The 20,956-nt window shown below is 39.4% G+C and carries 16 protein-coding genes; 7 read left to right on the top strand and 9 right to left on the bottom strand.

The window, feature by feature from the left end; all coding sequences use genetic code 11:
• Positions 1-33: 33 nt before the first annotated feature.
• The 7 genes from JWR61_RS26525 to JWR61_RS26495 all read right to left on the bottom strand — a co-directional run bounded on the left by JWR61_RS26525 (position 34) and on the right by JWR61_RS26495 (position 12,898).
• Entirely contained in the window at positions 34-693 is a 660-nt protein-coding gene (locus JWR61_RS26525; RefSeq protein WP_301930665.1) for a hypothetical protein, read from the bottom strand.
• Positions 694-818: 125 nt separating this feature from the next.
• Positions 819-1,757 (bottom strand): DUF1735 domain-containing protein, encoded by a 939-nt coding sequence (locus JWR61_RS26520; protein WP_301930664.1) that lies wholly within the window; start codon positions 1,755-1,757, stop codon positions 819-821.
• A 21-nt stretch (positions 1,758-1,778) separates the two neighbouring features.
• Positions 1,779-3,359: a SusD/RagB family nutrient-binding outer membrane lipoprotein gene (locus JWR61_RS26515; protein ID WP_301930663.1), complete on the bottom strand. Its 1,581-nt coding sequence runs from the start codon at positions 3,357-3,359 to the stop codon at positions 1,779-1,781.
• 87 nt (positions 3,360-3,446) lie between these two features.
• Positions 3,447-6,596, bottom strand: a complete 3,150-nt coding sequence (locus JWR61_RS26510) for a SusC/RagA family TonB-linked outer membrane protein (protein WP_301930662.1) — start codon at positions 6,594-6,596, stop codon at positions 3,447-3,449.
• A gap of 466 nt (positions 6,597-7,062) precedes the next feature.
• Complete coding sequence (locus JWR61_RS26505; RefSeq protein ID WP_301930661.1) at positions 7,063-7,983, bottom strand: hypothetical protein; 921 nt, start codon at positions 7,981-7,983, stop codon at positions 7,063-7,065.
• 16 nt (positions 7,984-7,999) lie between these two features.
• Positions 8,000-9,715 (bottom strand): SusD/RagB family nutrient-binding outer membrane lipoprotein, encoded by a 1,716-nt coding sequence (locus tag JWR61_RS26500; RefSeq protein ID WP_301930660.1) that lies wholly within the window; start codon positions 9,713-9,715, stop codon positions 8,000-8,002.
• Positions 9,716-9,733: 18 nt separating this feature from the next.
• Complete coding sequence (locus JWR61_RS26495; RefSeq protein WP_301930659.1) at positions 9,734-12,898, bottom strand: SusC/RagA family TonB-linked outer membrane protein; 3,165 nt, start codon at positions 12,896-12,898, stop codon at positions 9,734-9,736.
• A 697-nt stretch (positions 12,899-13,595) separates the two neighbouring features.
• On the opposite strand from JWR61_RS26495, the gene JWR61_RS26490 reads away from it, so the two are divergent.
• The 7 genes from JWR61_RS26490 (at position 13,596) to JWR61_RS26460 (ending at position 19,905) form a co-directional block, all read left to right on the top strand.
• Positions 13,596-14,243, top strand: coding sequence for a DUF47 domain-containing protein (locus JWR61_RS26490; protein WP_290339865.1), 648 nt, complete (start codon positions 13,596-13,598; stop codon positions 14,241-14,243).
• A gap of 31 nt (positions 14,244-14,274) precedes the next feature.
• Positions 14,275-15,417 carry an inorganic phosphate transporter gene (locus tag JWR61_RS26485; protein WP_290339864.1) on the top strand — a complete coding sequence of 381 codons (1,143 nt, stop codon included), beginning with the start codon at positions 14,275-14,277 and terminating at the stop codon, positions 15,415-15,417.
• A 137-nt stretch (positions 15,418-15,554) separates the two neighbouring features.
• Complete coding sequence (gene galE, locus JWR61_RS26480) at positions 15,555-16,583, top strand: UDP-glucose 4-epimerase GalE (RefSeq protein ID WP_301930658.1); 1,029 nt, start codon at positions 15,555-15,557, stop codon at positions 16,581-16,583.
• 69 nt (positions 16,584-16,652) lie between these two features.
• On the top strand, positions 16,653-17,612 hold the full coding sequence (locus tag JWR61_RS26475; protein ID WP_301930657.1) for a transketolase family protein: 960 nt from the start codon (positions 16,653-16,655) through the stop codon (positions 17,610-17,612).
• 70 nt (positions 17,613-17,682) lie between these two features.
• Positions 17,683-18,237, top strand: a complete 555-nt coding sequence (locus JWR61_RS26470; protein ID WP_290339861.1) for an RNA polymerase sigma factor — start codon at positions 17,683-17,685, stop codon at positions 18,235-18,237.
• Between the two features lie 32 nt (positions 18,238-18,269).
• Entirely contained in the window at positions 18,270-19,466 is a 1,197-nt protein-coding gene (locus JWR61_RS26465) for a hypothetical protein (protein WP_301930656.1), read from the top strand.
• 19 nt (positions 19,467-19,485) lie between these two features.
• Entirely contained in the window at positions 19,486-19,905 is a 420-nt protein-coding gene (locus JWR61_RS26460; protein WP_301930655.1) for a hypothetical protein, read from the top strand.
• 27 nt (positions 19,906-19,932) lie between these two features.
• On the opposite strand, the gene JWR61_RS26455 is transcribed toward JWR61_RS26460, so the two are convergent.
• Both JWR61_RS26455 and JWR61_RS26450 read right to left on the bottom strand, forming a co-directional pair.
• Positions 19,933-20,679 carry an MBL fold metallo-hydrolase gene (locus tag JWR61_RS26455; protein WP_301930654.1) on the bottom strand — a complete coding sequence of 249 codons (747 nt, stop codon included), beginning with the start codon at positions 20,677-20,679 and terminating at the stop codon, positions 19,933-19,935.
• Positions 20,680-20,763: 84 nt separating this feature from the next.
• On the bottom strand, positions 20,764-20,956 hold a 193-nt coding region (locus JWR61_RS26450), incomplete at its 5' end, for an FtsW/RodA/SpoVE family cell cycle protein (RefSeq protein WP_301930653.1).

Below are 20,956 nucleotides of genomic sequence, written 5' to 3'. Positions count from 1 at the left end.
ACGGGAATTATTTGATCAGCAGTTTATAATACTTTAAAGTTGATTACAGAAATCCAACATGGTCAGCAGGTCGGTCTCTTTGTTAAAATCGGGATGATGTTGTTGAATATATTCTTTAATGGCCGGTGCCGTACCTTCTTTAAAGGCTTTCATAAAATCCTTTGCTGTATTTATTTTGTATAGGTTATTAAAGTTTTTAAGCCAGTAATGCTTTGTAATTTCAATTGCATAGTTGCCCTTAAAGGGCCTGCTTACATAAACGCCGGTAACCGTGTTATTCACTTTTCCTGCATTTTGATTGGAGATGCCATTGTTATCTGCCGCTGCCATCATTGGGTTTATTTTGCTACCATAACTGATTAGCAAATCTGTTTTACCCGTGTGAGTTGTTACTTCATACACTGTACTTTTTACGGGTATAAATTTTTTGTTGGCAATGTAAATGGTATCCACAGTTGTTAAACCAGTCAGCGTGAAAGTTGTGCCGTCTTTTTTAAAAAGAATGGATTGGTCATAAGCGCAATAGTTTAAAGGGGCCTGGTTTACCTCGCCAGATTTTAACAGTATTGTCCCATCAACAAATTGATCATACAGATAAGATTGGTGTGCAATGACGCTGTCGTCGTAGGATTGTGCAGCGCCAACAAAAGGGAGTAGTAAGAAAAGGCAGTTAATTGAGATTAAATATTTCATAGCAAATTAAATAATGTAAGGATAGTTACCTAAGGTAGTGTTTTATAGCAGAACAAACATATAAAAAAAGGGACTTCCATCTAAAAAAATGGAAGTCCCCCAACAATAAGTATCGTTGCTCTTATCTATTTATGAAACTGATCGACGATATATCTGTAAGCTGAACCATTATAAACTATATAATCAATTTCAAATTCTTTATAATCGGGACTCACAGTAATTGATGGTACTCCCACAAGGGTCACACCATTTGCTGCAAAATAGGTATCATACTGATCTTTATCAAATTTCACCGAAAAGTCCGACAATACCCCATTACTATTTTTAAAACTAATGTTGTAATCAATCTGGTAATAATAACCAGTTATAACTTTTATTGTAGTCGGGTTTAAAGGCACAAAAGTGGTTGGTTCGCCTTCCCATCCGGATGGATTACCAGAAGGGTAGGTTCCCAAAACAGGTTGACTTGCTGTATTCCACCTGTAATAATTCCAAAGATAAGCCCCTGCGATCGGGTTACCGATTACATGAAAGTAGATGGTTGAAAAATTACCGCTGATGGTTTGTCCTTCTGCATCTTTAATTACCACTGGTAAAATATAACTGACTGTAGGATCCATCTTGGAGGGATAAAATATAATTTTCATCGGTGCAATTCTTTCACCTGCCTTAATGGTAGCCGTTGTTTCTATAAAATCATACAGTGAGTCTGGCATTACCTCATATTTAATTGAATCTGAACTAAAATTGTCCAGGGCTTTGTTAGGATCTACCCCAACAGATACAGTGAGGTCTTTTCCGAGAGTAACCGGACCAGCCAGACTGATATTATAGTTTGCAGTATCTGCGTCGTCGGTTCCCGGATAGGTTAAAGCTCCGCCGCCGAAATATTGCATACCAGAGTTGATTGTTGAACCGCTTCCGTTTTCTATAAATTGTAATTCCATTACAGAGCCGGTAGTTTTTTCCGGATCAATATTCATATCGCCTTTTTTTAAACAGGAAGCTAAACTTACTATGGCAATAAAAACTGTGAATAATATTTTAAATTTATTTTCTTTCATGTTACTAAATTTTAGTTTTTATTATTGTGCCCAAAAAATTAAAGAGGTAAAAGGCGTAATACCAGTGGGTACGTTTGCGCCATTATAAGTTGACTCAGATACCGGATAAAGAATCCTTGTAGGCAATTTATCTGGCCTCGTACTTTCAGATACAGAAGATGCAAAAGTGGTAAACCCTGATCCGGGAGAAACAGCAGGATAGTGTGTACGGCGATATTCGTTCCAGGCTTCCTGGCTGTTAACGAAATTAAGCGCTATAAATTTTTGCGTAATAATGGCCTGCAGTTTTTTTGCATCTGATGTGGCCAAACTATAGTTTACCAAAAAGCTACCGATGTTGTCTTGTTTGTATTTAGATACCCATGCCGCCAGCGTATCGGCAGGCACACTAAGAGATTTATCGGGCAGTTGATAGGTGTAATTAAACGAAGCTAAAATTCCTTTATCAAACAACGTGGCATCAGATGCACCGGTGATAATGCCTTTTAAACTCCCCTCCGCCTGCAGAAAGTAACTTTCCGCTGCCAACATAAGCGGTTGTCCTGCATTTGGACCTTTTAAAATACCGACCTGGTTGCCATTCGATTTACCGTCCCTGTCTGTTCCTGAATACCAGAAGCTACCTGTAGGACTTGATGTGAGGCTATTGCTTTCAACTCCCAAACGGTTAATTCCGGTCACTTTATCCTGACCAGCGCTAACAGGAAACAAATAATAGATGGCTCTTCCTCTGTAAGAATCATCCAATGTATGGCCATCATAAAAACCGAAAATAAATTCACTTGGCATCCAGGCTTTATTGGCTGCGCTGCCGGTGTAGCCATAGGCCCATGTGTTCCATTCAGGATTTTGTTTACCATTATCCCTTGTAAAACCTGGATTTACCAGTGCATCTGTGGTTAAAAAGCCATCGCTGCTAAACGTTTTATTTGTAAAATCAACCTTATCGCCACCCCTTATAATCAACCTTAATTTAAGGGTGTTTGCAAACTGCTTCCATTTGGTAGCATTTCCGCCAAATACCACATCCGAGTTTCCCAATGGTGTTACACCAGGAACATTGGCACCAGCGTTAAACAAGGCAATTGCCGTGTCAAGCTGATTTGCCAGGTCTTTATAAATATCCTTTCCGGAAGAATAAGCCGGACTCAAATTATTTGCACCCTGCAAAGCAGACTCGTAAGGAACATCGTTGAAAGCATCTACCAGCAACTGGAATTCATATGCTTTCATCACCCTTGCAGCGGCGTTGTAATAATCATAAATATCCTGACCAGCTGTCTGATTCAAAATAGCCTGGTAATCTTCCAGGTTATCATAGGTGATACCCCATAACCCTGTATTGGAAGTGGTGTAATTATAGGTGATTGATTCACCGAAGCCCCCATAGCCGCCGGCATTAGCAGCATACATACCTGTCTGTGATCCGTAAGAATTGTAAGAATTCACGACACTTGCAGTGTAAGTTAACGCCTGCGGCAGGATCAGTTCGGGAGTAGCTGATGTTGCATTATTGGGATTATTATTAATGTCAAGGTATTTTTTACAGGATGTGCCCAGCACCGCAATTCCTATAAGCATACCTGCGATTGTTTTTTTCATAATTAATATTTTTTTATGTACCATGACTACAAGTTTAGTAAATCATGGTTTTAATAATGTCTGTAGTTGTTTTAGGCCCTGATACACTTAAAATTTGAAAGATACGGTTGCTCCATAAAAGCGTGAAGGAGGTGCTGAATCAAGACCGGTAATACCAATACCATTGTTATCGTTACCCGCACTGCTGTATTCCGGATCTGTGTATAAATTATCCTTAGCGAGCCATAAAGCCAGATTTCTTCCCTGCAAGCTAACTGTTATACCTTTTATAGCGTTATTTTTTCTGCCAAAAGCTTTGCCTGGAATATCATAAGAAAGAGATAATTCTCTTAATTTCCAGAAGTCACCGTTGGTAATATAGTTGGAGGTTACATCACGGTTAATACCGTCTGTCCAAAAACCATTATTACCGTTGCCATTGGCAATTGCCACGTTCGTATTCGGCATATAACTGCCAGGTTTATTTGGATCGGCAATAACAGAATTAGGATAAATAAAACTTTGCCTGTTGTAAGCAGCAGTTCTGATACCTGTACCAGACCAATCCAATTCTGTACCCATAGAGTTAAATACTTTATAATTGCCACGATGTTCAAACAAGAACGATAAACGCAGATTTTTATATTGAATTGCACCATCTAAACTAAGCCTGTTTTTTGCACTGGCGTTACCCAGCACTGAAATAGCTGACGCCTTTGTAGGCAAGCCGGTTGTGCTGTTCACTATCACATGTCCTGCATCATCTCTAACATAGTCAAACCCCATAATTACGGGAAACGCGTAGCCAGCAACTGCATAAGAAGCCCCTGAACCATTGCTGGATAAGGATAATTTAGGTAATTGAGCACTGATAAAGTTTACATTATTATCCAGGTATGTATAATTACCTCCAAAAGTGACATTCCAGTTTGAGTTTTTGATTACTGTATAGTGAGCTGTTACTTCCAAACCACGGCTTTGAGTTTGACCTGTATTGGTCAATAATCCGCTAAAACCAGTAGCATTTGATACAGCTGTATTTACCGTTTGGTCGTCTGTCTTGGTATCATACCAGGTAACGCTCGACACAAACCTATCTTTCAGTAAATTCAAATCAAAACCCACCTCATAGCCTTTTGTTATCTCTGGTTTCAGATTATTCGAAACCAATCCGTTTCCAACTGTATAACCTGCCAGACCACCGTAGGGGAAGCCATTAGCAGTGCTATAAGTGGGCAGCAAATAGTATGCACCGAAATCTCCTGAGTTACCAAGATTAACCAACCCTGTTTTTGAATAGCCGCCCCTGAATTTTAGGTAGCTGATTTTATTGCTATTTTTAATTGCTGTAATCGCATCACTGGCAACGAAAGACAGATCAACTGAAGGATAGAAGAAAGAACGATTGGTAACGGACAGCCTTGAATCCCAGTCATTTCTTGCTGTTGCATGAAGAAATAATACGCTTTTATATCCCAATGTTAACTTGCCATAAGCGCCTTGCTGACGGGTCTTATAATTACTTTCGTTTGCATTGGGTGTACCAACGCCGTTGCTCACATTGAACAAATCAGGTATTACCAGTCCATTGGCACCTACGCTTACAAATTTAGATTGATTTTGATTTAATTGAAGGCCACCCAATAAACCGAAGTTGAAATTGCTGATTTTTTTATTGTAGTCAGCATACAGATCAGTTAACAGGTTAGTTGTATAAGAACTGTAATCACTTACAGACGCAGAAATATCTGATTTTGAGCTTGCGTCCGTATTTTTTGCATATTCTGTAAACTTAAATGCCCCTACCGTACTTTTACCAGAATAATTCCTGGTGGTAATACCCTGCCGGGCAACCAGGTCAAGACCTGTTATCGGGGTAAATTTCAATTCCACGTTTGCGATAAAGTAATCATTCCGTGATTTTGACCGATAGTTATCGGCTGTAAAATAGGGGTTTTGATACCATGGATTATAATACCCTATAGGATTGGCAAATTTATCCGTTCTCCAGTTTTTATACCTGGTGATATCTACGTTCGATGGCATATTTAACATATTACCGTACATAGATCCTGTCTGCGTGGTAACGTCATACCTGTTTTGCGTATAGGCTGAGTTGTAAGACACACTTACTTTGTTGCCCATTCTGCGGGTACCATTTACCCTTAATGTGGTGCGATTGTATTTGTCGCCCGGGGTAGTGCCGGTTACTGTTGCATATTGTCCAGACAAATAAAAAGTAGAATTTTCATCCCCATTTGAAACAGAAAAATCTGACTGATTGGTAATGCCTTTTTCCCAGAATTTAAAATGTCCATCATTGTATTTATAAGCCGCAGAATCCTGAGAGCCATCTTCTAACGGTGGTCCCAATGGTCTTACGATACCATCAAATGCAGCACCATAAGATTGATTTTCCAGGTAATTATACGCAGGCAAACCAGTTGCCGGATCAATACCATATGCTGTTCCTCCGGCTCCAAATTGTTTCTGAATTTTAGGATAAAAAGCTACTGATTCAACAGTGGTAGTATTGCTTACTGTAATTGCAGCAACACCTCTTTTTCCTTTTTTTGTGGTTACAATCAAAGCGCCATTGGAAGCCAATGAACCATAGAGGGCTGCAGCACCAGAACCATTCAGTACGACTACATTTTCAATATCCTCCGGGTTAAGATTTCCTAAAACCTCACTTGGCACAATCACGTTGTCTAACACTATCAGGGCTTGGTTATTCCCTGTTAGTGAACGCTGGCCTCTTAATATCAATCTATAACTGGGGTTAACACCACCGCCTGTTCCGCTGATTTGAAAGCCTGCTACCTTGCCCTGTAAGCCGCTTGCTACGTTGGTTGCTTTACCAGCAGTAATTGTTTGCGCATTGATTACTGTTGTTGCTGTACCAATTTCTTTTCTTTTGGATTTTATACCACCCGCTGTAACCACAATTTCATCCATCATACTTAATTTATCCGCCAAAGAAACCGAGTATGAATCTTTTCCGGCACTAACTGTTACTTTTTCTGCACCATAATTTACAGATGAAATAACGAGCACATCGCCATTTTGGGCGTTGATTTTAAAATTGCCGTTCTGGTCTGCAGCTACAGATCCTTCGCCTTTTAATTTTTTGATGGTAGCTGCCGGCACAGGATTTCCCTTGGAATCTGTTACCCTACCCGATACTAACCGGGTTTGAGCAGAAACTACTACAAATGACAGTAAGGCTACCGTCAACATTGTCATAAATTTTCTCATGTTCAATAGATTTTTTTTATTTTTTATAATGAAAAAAATAAACGAAGACTCAGAAAGGGCAAATTTGCTGAATTAACATTTATTTAATAAAGACGCAATAAAGGAACGATTTGCTGCGTTAACAACAAAATTTTTGTTAATTTTTTATGAATTTTCAAATAACGCCGCTTTTTTTCTCCTCATTGTACTAATTAATTTCATTTATTAAAATCACTTTAATAACCTGCTTTGTACAAACTTTCGCCAAGTTTTTAAAAATTTAGCTAAAGTTTTCATCAAACTGATAGATATTTATTATTATGTTTTTTTGCATACAACCGCTCTTTTTTTGTAAAAAAATTTGAGAAAAAATGGTAACAAAGAACTTTAGACTGAAATAGTCGGGTACCCGCATTAAAAATAGTCTGTAATGCAAACGGCTGTCTCAATTGGAGACAGCCGTTTGCATTACTTTTAAAAACTTTTTCTATTGCACCTTCTGTAGGATCAATTTGTTGGGACCGTAATCACCACCACCGTTATCTGACTGATTAATACTTAAAGTAATAAAACCTGTACAGGAAAATACGTATCCTGCAACATCATTAGCTCCTGCGCCTTCAGCGATGTACTGCGTTGAAGATGGTCCACCATATCTTCCATAAGTTACTTTTGGAATAGAAGCAGTACCTGTTACAGGGTCAATGTTTACAATAATCGGGTTAATAACAGTGCCTCCGTTTGGATAAACTTCACTCAAATTAATTTGGTTTACACCTGGACCATCTGTAATGTGAACTATATCACCTGCGTGCCAGTCAACCCAATCATCTCTCAATACCGTATAATCGCCTGTCATACCGCCGGTATAAGGACAAACTACGTACACAGTGAAAGAGAATGCTGCCATGTATTTGGGACCTGTTATCAAACCGCCGCCACCATTGTCACCAGCATTATTAATATCATAAGTTTTCCCACTTTTAGTAACCGCCTTGGTAAAAAATGTAAATATCGACCCAGGCTCAAATTTGGAAGCGGATACCCCAAATGCAGTTGCTAACTCTGCTGTTGTAGCTGTCAATGTAGCTGGGCTGCCTGTTGTATAAGCAATTGTTTTAACCAGTTTCCATTGTGTGGTATCAGTAGACGTGCCTAAGGTTGCATAAAGTAATATACTATTTACCTCTTCACCCGCCGGATACTGGTGAACAATAATACCGACAGTAGAAGTGTTACTTGTACTGTTTAAGTTGGCATTGATGATGCTATCCTGAACAAGGTAAGACCCCACCCCAAGATATTTAATATCAGTTAACGGATTGATATTCCCATCGGTCTTTTTACAGGAGTTGAGCGTAGCAAAAACTGCGCAAACCGCCATGATCATAATTAAGTATTTCTTCATAATTTCTTTTTTTAAATTATTTAATGAAATTGTCAGGATTATTATCCCAGAACACTTTGTTGGCTACATTGCCAGGATCTTTCTGCGGTGGTGCGCTTGAGTTCCTGTTAACAAAAACAGATGGATAAAAGAAAGACCGCATAAACAGACCCGGATTAGGTACTGCTACTGCAAGTTGTGCGCCCAAAGGCATGCCCGTTCTTCTCAGGTTGTTATAAGATTCTACACCATTTCCCCATAATGCAATGTAATACTCAGACATAATTATATTCAGGCGGGAAAGATCGGTGCTTGCGGTATCATAATTACTTAAAACCTTTGCAACATAGTCCGTAATTTGAGTGCCTGACGGAACCAAAGCCGGATCTGGAGTAACATTTACAGTTGCCGGAAAAGCCATTACCTTACTTATTGATGAATTAACGCCTGCAGAAAGTAATGCTCTCGGTGTACCTCCCGGCACTGAAACTCCCAATACCAATGCGGCTTCTGCTTCAAGGAACGAAGTATAAGAAGACAGCCAGATAGGGTTAATACCAGCTCCTTGTCCGCCCATGGTAGATGTAACCTGTTTAAACTGGCCTGCGTCAAACTGACCGCCCACAGGATAAACACCCATCGCAGTTGTGTAGTTACCGTCTGGTGGTGCACCACTGTTATCACCATGATCACGTCCATGATATCCTTTTCCTACTGTACAATACGGACTAACATCAGGTACAGATGGATACCATGAAGGGAAACTTGAACTTCCAAACTGGGATTTTGCAAAACAAGGACAAGTTGATGAAGTTGCCCAATTGTAATTGCCTACCTGCCTGTAAAAATAGTATCTAACCCGGGGATCGCCGGTAGTATTATTTGGTATACCTCCATATTTTTGTGCAGTAACGAGCCACATGAAGTAGTTGGAAAGGTATTCACCATTACCATTATTTGTGTAATTAGATGCATAATGTGTATGTCTTGCGTCAGGCGCCGTAACAGACGTACCGTAGCGGAACACAAAATCCTGTGCCGCTGTATTCACAAGGTCATTTTCAGTGATAAGTGCCTGAATTTTGGCTTTAGCCGACGCATCTACTAACCTCGTCTGCATATAAAGCTTCAATTTCAGCGTTTTTGCGAATGTTGTCCACTTGGCTTTGCTGCCACCATAAAACAAATCGTTTCCTACAAATGGAGCAGAATTGGGTTTGGCAAAATCGTCAATTGCACTATCCAGCAAACTTTGAGCTGCCGCATATACGCTTGCGCCACCATCCACTTTTGGAATTACGTTGTCGTTTCCTAAAACTGCCTCTGAATAAGGCACATCACCAAAATTATCCACCAATGTTGCCACGGTGTACGCTTTTAACACTCGTGCAATTCCAGACTGCACGTATTTTCTTTGTGATTGTGCCAGCGGAATCATTGCATTTGCATTAGTTAAAACGCCGGTATATGCAATCGTCCATTGAAAATCAAAAGAAGATGGTGTATATCCATTTCTGTAAAATGGTCCGTTCCAGTGCTGTTGCCTGCTTAACTGACCACCGTAATCACCGGCTGAAGTCCAGAAGGAATTAAAATCAAGCTGCACTTCGTTCAGATATAAATCTACATCCGCTGTTGAAGCACTTGGATAATTGGGGTTGACTAACAATTTATCAAATTGCTTTTTACAGGATGAAATTCCTGCGATAGATAATATCCCAAGTATCGCTGGTAATATTTTTTTATAGTTCATAATTTGCTTTTTAATGTGTTAGAAAGTTACTCTTATGCTTGCACCCATGCGCCGTGCGGAAGGGCCGGAAAGAAATTCAAGTCCCCTGCCATTGCTTACACCTAATCCGGAAGCTTCAGGATCAAAATGAGTATACTTAGGGAAATTGGGCGCATAATACCATAAATTGGTACCGGAAAGACTCAGCGATATTGAACCGAAAGGAGTTTTGTCTAAAAACCTGGCCGGAACGCTATAGGAAAGCGAAGCTTCCCTTAACCTGATGCAAGTGGCATCATAAATAGCTGATTCATCCGCGGCGCCGTTGGTAATACTGTTACCATAATAGGCCTGTGAAGATGATATCTGGATATTATTGGGCTTGCCATTTTCCAATACGCCTGGCAAAATATAAGAAGCTGCTCTGTCAAACTCCGTGTCTTTGGTTACACCTCTTCCAAGCAAAGCACCCGCAGTTCCGGAAAACATTTGCCCGCCTTGTGTATAATCCCACTGCATTCTAAAACTAAAGGATTTATAACTTAGTGTACTAATACCAGAAACTTTGTACAATGGGTTTGGATCGCCAATTACACCAATATCATTTGAATTGATATAGTTTCCATCTGTTCCAACCAAACGCTGACCAGTTTTAGGATCTCTCTGAAAATAGTTGGACATTATTACGCCCAATGGATAGCCATTCTTGGCGAAAGTGCCTTCGTTCGAATATCCGGCAGTATTTACTTGTGCCAAATCGGAAGGTATATCAGAAACCATACTCTTGTTCAAAGTATATAATCCGTCAATCTGCCATTTCCAGCCCAGACTTTCTACAACCGTAACGCCTAATTGAATTTCTATTCCTTTATTGGTCACTTTACCTGCATTAATCTGCTGCGAGGTGTAACCGGTACTTGGATCAAGATCCCGTCTTAATATCTGATCACTTGCAACTCGGTTGTAAAGGGTTAAATCAAGCGAAATTCTGTTATTGAAAAACTTACCTTCTATTCCAGCTTCTGTTTCTTTCAATAATTCAGGTTTTAAATTTGAATTCGGAAGCAGGTTAGGAATTGCATTTACATTAATCGGCGTACCAGTTGCGGTCACAAAACTTCTTGATGCAATAAACAAAGAACTTCTTGTGGCGTAAGGAGGTGGAAAGTTGGCACTTGTTGAGTAGCCAATTCTTAATTTCAGGTAATTAATACTTTTATTATTCTGTAATCCCGCGATAGCTGAGGTCGGTATAAAAGACAACGCTGCATTTGGATAGAAGATGCTCCTGTTTTTTTCTTCTACGGTAGACTTCCAGCTATTACGACCGCCAACGGTTAGGTAGGCGTAGTCTTTATAAGCAACAGTGCCGGTTAAAAAACCAGCCAGCACCAATTGCTCCTGCTTATAGTTAAGCGCTGTTCCATTTTCACTGTTGGTAGTGTGGTTAATAAAATTGCCGTGGTTCATCAAACCATATACTAACTGCTGAGAACTGGTCATACCAGTTTGATCGTACAAATCCTGCCTTCTGTTTACACCCGCATCTGCGTTAAGGCTGAAATTTCCGCCTAAGCTGTGACTGAAGTTTAATAACATTGTATGATCCCAAATGGTGTTGATACCGGTAGATGTTCTTAATATACCGGTTGGAGTGGCTACACCACCTTTATTTTGAGAATATTCCTGGTATTCACTGTAATTGTCGTACCCAACACGGTAGGTTAGGAAAAGCCCTTTGGCAATATCATATTTAGTACTCATCTGGCCGTAAACCCTGTTTACTTTATCTACTGTAAAGGCATTGTATAAAGTCCAGCGGGGGTTTTGAATACCGTTGTCATTCCGGTAATATACCTGCGAATGATCTGATGGCTTTTCGTAAGGAAGGCCCATCAAATCCATTGCAGTAGGGGTATACATTACGTTACCAAAAACAGATGTATTAGTAGCATTGTTACCATAACTGTTACTTGTTGGAGGCGATTTTACATTGGTACCCACATAATTCATCGTACCGCTAATAGTAAAACGATTACTCAGTTTAGCCGTACCACCTACACCGAAATTATTCTTTAAAAGACTATTTCCAGGCAGATAACCCTTATCATCAGTATGACTGTAATTCATATTGTAGTTAACACTTCCTGCCGAACCGCCAACATTTACAGCAGTAGTACTTGTGTTACCCGTTTGGAAAAAATTGGGAACGCTGTTGTGAAACTTATAATCATATGGCACACCTTTATATTCCGGAAAATCGGCGTTCAAAGAAGCCTTATCATAAGGATGTGTTACCTGCGCAGGCGGATTCGTAAATTTTGCCCCCCAGTTACTAAAGAATAACAATCCCAGACTAAGATCAAATCCTCCGCCATAAGAAGTATTGTACTCAGGCAAAATAGCTTTGGTTTCAAACATGGATTGAGAAACAGAAATTTCCGTTTTCTTTTTGCTTGTTGATGTGGAGCCATTTTTGGTAGTGATTAAGATAACGCCATTTCTTCCGGCCTCACCGTACAGCGTAACCGCACTTAGTCCTTTAAGGATACTTACGTTATCGATGTTATTGGGATCAAGATCAAGAAAGCGGCTGGAAGTTTGGGTGCCGTAAGTAAAATCGGCTTTGGCGTTTGTGGAACTGTTAAATGGTACACCATCCACAACGAAAAGCGGATCAGAGGTACCTGTAATGGTACTGATACCGCGGATGTTGATGTTGGTACCGCTACCACTTAGACCACTCGTAGCCAATACATTCAGCCCCGGTGCTTTACCACTTAAAATCCTGCCCAGGTCCGCTTCCGGCCTTAACTCCAGGTCTTTTTTACCAACTGTTGAAACAGCATAGCCAAGCGCTTTCTTTTCTCTCTTAATACCAAGAGAAGTAACCACAATTTCAGACAGCGCCCTTGTATCCTGGCTCATTACCACTTGTAGTATCCCCGAACCTGCAGGATTTTTTACTGTCAGAGGTGCATGCCCGACTTCAGTAATTTCAAGTGTACTTCCTGCTTTGGCTGTAATTTCAAAAGTGCCGTCAGCATTGGAAGTGGTGGATGTTTTTTCGCCTTTTACTTTGATTGTGGCACCTGAAATGGGTGAACCATCTTTAGAATCCGTTACCCTTCCCTTGACGAGGGTTTGGGCTAACACGGAAGTGCTGCAAAAGAGCACAGCCAGCATTACTGCAATTTTTCTCATAAGAATAGTTTGGTTGAAGAAATAAAAAAATGAATGTAACAAATAAAAAGAAATAACCGCCCAAATAATTTAACTATTTATTTACATTTATTTAGGGCAATGATAAATGTAATAATGCTGCTTTGCACCAAAAAACAATTTTTTAATAGCTAAGTTGACACTAATAGCAAGATAAATGATTTAAAACTTGTTTTTTGCGGCAAAAAATCAACATTTAACTTATATGTACCATAACATAATATATTAGAATTGTATCAACCACCCTTTAATTTGGGACCGAAGGTTGTAAAATTTGCAAATATCAATCTTAGCCTCCTAGAGAAAACATTTTTGAAAGTTTTTAAATAATACATAAATATAAATATATATTTGTTGTAATAAGTTGATAATTTAACATGGATACACGCTTCTTATTAAAACTGTCAGGCGGTGACTGATAATGCACGAGCGAAATGCAGTCATTACCAATATAGGGGTATATATCAAGATATCTTGACCAAGGTAAATTGTGTTACCATACATATAGAAAATGACTTCTTTTACAAACTTTTACCTTCGTATAAATCGGGGCACTTTAACAATTAACTTCTATGTTGATAACAATTTAATGTTACTTCTGTATTACCAAAATGTTATCATTTCAAAACTGCTTAATTATTTTAAGGCAATATGTAACCTTTGCGGAAATTTTTAAACCATGGGATTAAATTCAATTTTCAAGATCTTTTTACCTAAAGACAGGGTGTTTTACCAGCTATTTGAAAGTGTTGCGGAGGAGCTTGTTAAAATGGGGTATAAACTCAAGGAAGTTGTAAATGAACCCGACTTTGATAAAAGAGGTCAATTGATACAGGAAATTGAAGACATGGAACATGTGAATGACGATTATACGCATAATATTTTTACCGAATTGGGTAAAAATTTTATTACGCCATTTGACAGGGAAGACATTCATTATTTAGCTACTTCACTTGATGACATTGCCGACTATATTTATGCATCGGCAAAAAAAATAAACTTCTACCGCGTTAATCCAAATGAAACAGGCTTTCTCAAAATGGCTGAATTAATTGCCGTTGGTTGTGTTCAGGTACATAAGGCAGTTACTGAATTGCGCAATATGAAAAATATGCGCCAGATAACAGATGCGTTGGTGGCCATCAATAGTATAGAAAACCAGGCCGATGATATTTTTGATATGAGCATCGAGCGTCTTTTTGCAACTGAACCTGATGCGAAAGAAGTTATAAAAAAGAGAGAGATATACCAGGTGATGGAAATTGTAACGGATAAATGTGAAGATGCAGCCAACGTTATTGAATCGATCATTGTGAAATACGCTTAACCGCTTAATTAAGCATTGCCAAAAAAAAATTATGGGTACGTTACTAGTTGTAATCATTATTCTTTGTGTTGCATTTGATTTTATAAACGGTTTTCACGATGCAGCTAACTCCATCGCCACCATTGTATCCACCAAAGTTTTAACCCCTTTTCAGGCTGTTATCTGGGCTGCATTTTTCAACTTTGTAGCTTTCTTTATATTTCACGATCATGGCGTTGCCAATACCGTTGCCAAAACTGTTCATAAAGAAAGCATTACCCTTATAGTTATACTGGCCGGGGTTATAGCAGCCATTTTTTGGAACCTGCTTACCTGGTGGTATGGCATTCCTTCATCCTCTTCTCATACCTTGATTGGCGGCTTTGCAGGTGCAGCTATTGCGCATGCAGGATTCAGCAGTATTGATGCGCAAAGCATTTATAAAACAATCATTTTTATTGTACTGGCACCCCTGATAGGAATGCTGATTTCTGTTTTTATTACCCTTGTAACAGTTCAAAAAAACTTCTGGCTTAAAATAAGTATTATAATTGCCCTTGTAGCGGCATGCGTCCTGTTTATTCCTTTTAAAAAAGAGTTTGAAAGATGGGCTTTGCTGGGCCTGGGTATTGTTTTTGTCATTACTTATTTTGTGAATTATATTAAAGGTGAAAACGCATATAGAACAGGCAATATGTATAAAAAATTACAGCTGGTGTCTTCCGCAGCGTTCAGTATTGGACATGGCGGCAGTGATGCCCAAAAAGTAATGGGGATTATTTCAGCGGCTTTGGTTTATAGTCAGTCACATGGTGGTTACGGTATTGCCAGATTAGAAGACATGCCAAACTGGGTTCCACTTGTCTGTTATACTGCTATTTCTGTTGGTACTTTAAGTGGTGGATGGAAAATTATTAAAACAATGGGAACCAAAATAACGAAGGTTACCCCGCTGGAAGGTGTGTGCGCAGAAACCGCCGGTGCCATCACTTTATTTACCGCCGCTAACCTGGGTGCTCCCGTTAGTACTACACATACTATTACGGGTGCTATCGTTGGTGTAGGCGCTACCAAACGTTTAAGTGCAGTTCGCTGGGGCGTAACAGTAAGTCTTGTATGGGCCTGGATATTAACCATCCCTGTCAGTGGTTTATTGGCTGCGCTGGTTTATCAATTGCTGAAACTATTCTTGTAGCAGTCTTAATTGCTGAAAGCGGTAATGCTTGATCGCCAGTCTGAATACCTTGAGAGTTATTCAAACTGGCGATTTTTATTTGATGAAAAACATACCCTAATTTTGCGCAACACTTAATCTAAACTCAATTAACAGACATGAGCAAAATATTGGTTACCGGAGGCTGCGGCTATATTGGGATACATACAATAGTAGACCTTGTACAAAATGGGTACGAAGTAATTTCTGTAGATAACAATTCCCGGAGTAATATATCTATACTGGAAGGCGCTGAAAAAATTATTGGCAAAAAAATTAAAAATTACGTGGTTGACCTGTGTAATTTAAAAGAAACGGAAACCATTTTTGAAGAAAACAAAGATATCAATGGTATTATACATTTTGCTGCTTACAAAGCCGTTGGCGAATCGGTTGAAAAACCGCTGATGTATTACGAGAACAATCTCGGCTCATTGGTAAACATTTTAAAGTGTGCGGAAAAATACGCGGTGCCGAATTTTGTCTTCTCTTCTTCCTGCACCGTTTACGGTAATCCTGACGCTATTCCGGTAACCGAAGAAACACCACAAAAGCCTGCTGAATCGCCTTACGGCGCTACCAAGCAAATGGGCGAAGTAATTGTGACGGATGCTGTAAAAAGCAGTTCGCTCCAGGGAATTTTGCTGCGTTACTTTAATCCCGTTGGAGCTCATCCATCCGTTTTAATTGGTGAAATTCCTTTGGGCAGACCAGCCAACCTGGTACCCGCCATCACACAAACTGCCATTGGCAAATTGCCTACAATGCAGGTTTGGGGTGAAGACTATCCGACAAGAGATGGTAGCTGCGTACGTGACTATATTCATGTTTGCGATATTGCCCATGCACACACGCTTGCCCTTAACTTGCTCATAAACAAAAAAAATAAGGTTAATCCTGAAATATTCAACCTTGGCACAGGAGATGGCTTCACAGTGTTGGAAGTTATAAAAGCTTTCGAAAAAACAAGCGGCGTTAAATTAAACTACTCTATCGGGCCCCGCCGTGCAGGCGATGTAGTGGCTATCTACGCCAATAACAATAAAGCTAAAACAGAATTGGGCTGGTTGCCAGCCAAAAGCCTGGAGGAAATGATGGATAGCGCCTGGAAATGGGAACTTACCCTGAAAAATAATAAAACGAGTTAAAAAACAGGGTGTTAATTGTCCACAAGACTTATCTTGCGCCCAATTTTAAAAAAGATAAGTAAATATTCCATGTTAAAAGAAATACAGGTTACAGGTAACAAAGATACCCGCAGCGGTTTTGGAGATGGCATTTTAGAAGCTGGCAGAAAAAATAAAAACGTAGTAGCATTAACAGCAGATCTGTTAGGGTCCATGAAACTGAATGCATTCGTTAAAGAATTCCCGGAGCGCTTTATCCAGTGTGGTATAGCAGAAGCGAATATGATTTGTGTAGCTGCAGGTTTAACCATAGGCGGTAAAATTCCTTTTACCACTACTTTCGCTAATTTTTCTACCGGTCGTGTATATGATCAAATCCGTCAGTCGGTTGCTTACAGTAACAAAAATGTAAAAATCTGTGCTTCGCATGCTGGCCTTACTTTAGGCGAAGATGGTGCTACACACCAGATTTTGGAAGATATTGGTATGATGAAAATGTTACCAGGCATGACAGTAATAGTCCCCTGCGACTACAATCAAACCAAAGCGGCAACCATGGCCGTTGCAGAATTTGAGGGGCCAGTTTACCTGCGTTTTGGCCGTCCGGTATGGCCGATATTTACAAAAGAAAGCGATTTTATTATCGGCAAAGCTCAAAAAATTTCTGATGGTAAGGATGTAAGCATTTTTGCCTGTGGTCACCTGGTTTGGAAAGCAATTGAAGCTGGAAAAATTCTGGAAGAAAAAGGTATCAGCGTGGAAATTATAAATATCCACACCATCAAACCACTGGATGTCGCAGCCATCATGGAATCCATTACAAAAACCAACTGCGCAGTAACCTGCGAAGAACACAACATTATTGGCGGGTTAGGTGACAGTATTGCCCAGGTTGCGGCTAAAAACTTACCTATCCCCATTGAATTTATTGGCACCAATGATACTTTTGGTGAGAGTGGTAAACCTACGGAACTATTAACCAAGTACGGTTTAGATACTCCTAATATTGTGGCCGCCGCCGAAAAGGTAATTGCCAGGAAAAAGGGATAACTCAATTAAACTTTTGATCAAAAAACCAATCTTAGATTGGTTTTTTCTATTTTTATACCTGTTAAACAATATGAGCCAACCACACTTAGACGATACTGAACTACTAATGCAGTTTAAAAATCCCGCTACAAAAGAAAAGGGATTTACAGCTATCATTAAAAAGTACCAGGAAAAATTATACTGGCATATCCGCCGCATGGTAGTTGACCATGAAGATGCAAATGATGTATTGCAGAATATGTTTATAAAGGTTTGGAATGCACTTGATAATTTCAGGGAAGACAGCCAGTTGTATACCTGGCTTTATCGCATTGCCACCAATGAAAGCCTGACATACCTGGAGCAGCAAAAGAAAAGGGCTTCGGTTTCGCTCAGCGATGTGGAGAATGGCTTAAGCAACAAATTAAAAGCTGACAAGAACTACGACAGTAACAAAATTGAATGGAAACTGCAGATGGCCATGCAACAACTACCAGAAAAACAACGGGTGGTTTTTAATCTTCGCTATTATGACGAAATGCCCTACCAGGAAATGAGTGTCGTACTTGAAACCAGCGAAGGTGCCTTGAAGGCCAGCTATCATCACGCAGTAAAAAAAATAGAAGACTATATATTAAACCATTAAACTTTTTACCTCACTGAAGGTCTAAAAAACGCGTGAAACCAGACAATGACATATTATTTGAGTTGCAATCATTAAGTCCTCTTTTGGCACGTTTGCCAAAGGCGAATGTATTGTCTGTACCGGATGGTTATTTTGATACCCTTGGAGATACCATTTTAGTTTGTTTAAATGAACAGGCGGGAACAAATTCTCCTATTCAACAGAATGATGTGCCTGCCGGATATTTTGACAATTTATCCTCATCTATTCTTGATAAATTAAAGGCGGTTAGTCAGCATGATAATACGGAAGCTGGAGAAGAAGGTGTTGCAATCCCCTCCTTATGGAAAAATAAACAACCGGGTAATTTATCTGAAATTCCACAAGGATATTTTGACAATTTATCATCCCTTATTTTAGATAAATTAAAAACAACATCGCCGGAAAATTCACTTGAGGAACTGGAAAAAATTTCGCCTTTATTGCTGACAGCGAAAAATGCCAATGTTTTTGAATTACCTGTTGGCTATTTTGAAAACCTGTCTTCTGCTATGTTAAGTAAGGTTAAAGCGTTGCCAGAAAGCGCCGGAAATGAGTTGGAAACAGTATCGCCATTATTGTTGAGTCTAAAGCATTTGAGCATCTTTGAAACCCCTGCAGGATATTTTGACAACCTGTCTTCAGGAATTTTAAACACCGTAAAAGCTTTAGAGGAAAGTCCTGCATCGGAACTGAAAAAAATATCTCCATTATTGCTGAATATTCAGCACGTGAATGTTTTTGATGTACCTGCCGGTTATTTTAATACTGTCTCAGATAATGTATTCAATGTAGTACAACCGGTGAAAGTGGTGCCAATGCGAGATACCCGGGTTATTGGAATGCCCAAAGTAAGAGCTTTATTCAGGTATGCAGCAGCTGCTGCTATAACTGGTGCCATAGCTTTGGGAGTTTATAAATCTGTCAACCAGCCAATGATCCCCAAAACAGAAAGTACTCCGACTTCTTTTGCCAAGCTTGATCCAGCTATTGAAAAAGGGAAAAGTATGAATGAAGAAGAATTCAATGCGGAATTAAATAATTTAACTAAAGATGATATTACCAGTTATCTTGAAAAAAATGGCAGCGAAGAAGATGTATCCTTGTTAACGTCAAGCCCTGATGCAATTGATTTACCAAATCAGGATGACTATTTGCTGGATGATAAAACGCTGGATAATTACCTGGATAAAATCAATTTTAAAAACTAAACAGTAAAGGAGAAGAGATATGAAAAAGCTATACTTTTTGCTGGTATTTATAACCATCACAGGTTTGGCAAAAGCGCAGGACGAACAGGATTTTGCTGGTAAAAAACAAGCGGATATTGAAGCACTTAAAGTAGCTTTTATCAGCAGGGAACTGGCGCTTACGCCACAGGAAGCGCAACAATTCTGGCCAGTATATAATCAATATTCACAGGAATTGGCTGCCACCAAAATTGACAACCCGGATGTGCTGGAAAGAGATGAAAAAGTGCTGAATCTTAGAAAGAGTTACAGGGAACGGTTTACTAAAATATTAGGTCCGCAGAGGGTGAATAATATGTACAATGCAGAAGGCAGATTTCGTCAGTTATTGTTTAAAGCTATGCGTAAACAAAACCAGTTGCAAAACCGGCCAAACAGACCCTTCAGAAGAAATTTTTAGGAGCTCCGAAGTTCGTATTTGTTACTATTAGTCAAATTCAACAAAAGGCGTTTTAATATCATGGTAAAACAGAAAAGTCCAATGTTCTTCTTGTCCTGTTTGCCACCATTGCTGCCTTAATTCCATACATCTTTTCCCGTCGAAATCATACTTGGCAATAAAACGGCTTTTCATTTGTTGTAACTGCGGTGCCACGTCGCCTCCGAAAAAAGCGGTTTTGCCATCTTCTTCAATCCAGAAAACCTGATGAAAGGGTGAATGTGCGCCAGTAACTTCATACCGGATATAGCCATCAATCACTCCGTTGCCTTCTGTAAAAATTACCTTGTCGCTGTTGGAAAGAATTTCAAAATCTTCTGTAATGTATGAGCTGTTGGACTTATCCAGGCCAAATGCCAGTTCTTCTTTATTAACGTAATATATTGCGTTGGGGAAACTAAGAAAGTGCTGATGCAGTACTTTGTCTTCGATACTGATACCGCCGGAATGATCTTTATGCAGGTGACTTAGTAAAACTTTGGTAACGTCCATTGGGTTTATGCCATTATCCAACAAGTTATGATGTATCTGCAATACGCCGTCTGGTTTGGTAAATCCCAGCCCTGTATCAATTATTAGAATATCTTTTTTTGTAACAATACAAAAGGGCTGTACTTCAACAAGCAAACTTCCTGTGGAACGCTGCTGCAGGTCATCATTGTCTTTATCAAAAGCAACAAATTTTTTAGTTTTATCTACGGTAAAAGCACCTTCGCTTAGTGGTATAATCTTCATTAATGGTTTTGTTATCAGTCTTAATTTTAAACTCCAGATCATCAGGGAGTAATGATAAATAAAATCGTTTGCGGCAGATACCGTTTATCGCAGTACCATTTGCCGGTCCGCATCCAGCCTCACTAATATAAAAAGTAAAATTGTAAAAGTTAACAGGGACGAACCGCCATAACTTAATAATGGAAGCGTAATGCCTATTACCGGTGCCAGGCCGATAGTTACCGAAATATTTACGGCCACATGAAAAAAGAAAATACTTGCAACACTATACGCATAA

The sequence above is a fragment of the Ferruginibacter sp. genome (genome assembly GCF_028288465.1).
Lineage (GTDB): Bacteria > Bacteroidota > Bacteroidia > Chitinophagales > Chitinophagaceae > Ferruginibacter.
Note: the sequence above shows the minus strand (reverse complement) of the source record. Positions and strands in the feature narration are given on the sequence as shown.

Bases quoted from the DNA above. Each gene is read 5' to 3' on its own strand.
- JWR61_RS26525 (WP_301930665.1), bottom strand. From the start codon at position 693: ATGAAATATTTAATCTCAATTAACTGCCTTTTCTTACTACTCCCTTTT.
- JWR61_RS26520 (WP_301930664.1), bottom strand. From the start codon at position 1,757: ATGAAAGAAAATAAATTTAAAATATTATTCACAGTTTTTATTGCCATA.
- JWR61_RS26515 (WP_301930663.1), bottom strand. From the start codon at position 3,359: ATGAAAAAAACAATCGCAGGTATGCTTATAGGAATTGCGGTGCTGGGC.
- JWR61_RS26510 (WP_301930662.1), bottom strand. From the start codon at position 6,596: ATGAGAAAATTTATGACAATGTTGACGGTAGCCTTACTGTCATTTGTA.
- JWR61_RS26505 (WP_301930661.1), bottom strand. From the start codon at position 7,983: ATGAAGAAATACTTAATTATGATCATGGCGGTTTGCGCAGTTTTTGCT.
- JWR61_RS26500 (WP_301930660.1), bottom strand. From the start codon at position 9,715: ATGAACTATAAAAAAATATTACCAGCGATACTTGGGATATTATCTATC.
- JWR61_RS26495 (WP_301930659.1), bottom strand. From the start codon at position 12,898: ATGAGAAAAATTGCAGTAATGCTGGCTGTGCTCTTTTGCAGCACTTCC.
- JWR61_RS26490 (WP_290339865.1), top strand. From the start codon at position 13,596: ATGGGATTAAATTCAATTTTCAAGATCTTTTTACCTAAAGACAGGGTG.
- JWR61_RS26485 (WP_290339864.1), top strand. From the start codon at position 14,275: ATGGGTACGTTACTAGTTGTAATCATTATTCTTTGTGTTGCATTTGAT.
- galE (WP_301930658.1), top strand. From the start codon at position 15,555: ATGAGCAAAATATTGGTTACCGGAGGCTGCGGCTATATTGGGATACAT.
- JWR61_RS26475 (WP_301930657.1), top strand. From the start codon at position 16,653: ATGTTAAAAGAAATACAGGTTACAGGTAACAAAGATACCCGCAGCGGT.
- JWR61_RS26470 (WP_290339861.1), top strand. From the start codon at position 17,683: ATGAGCCAACCACACTTAGACGATACTGAACTACTAATGCAGTTTAAA.
- JWR61_RS26460 (WP_301930655.1), top strand. From the start codon at position 19,486: ATGAAAAAGCTATACTTTTTGCTGGTATTTATAACCATCACAGGTTTG.
- JWR61_RS26455 (WP_301930654.1), bottom strand. From the start codon at position 20,679: ATGAAGATTATACCACTAAGCGAAGGTGCTTTTACCGTAGATAAAACT.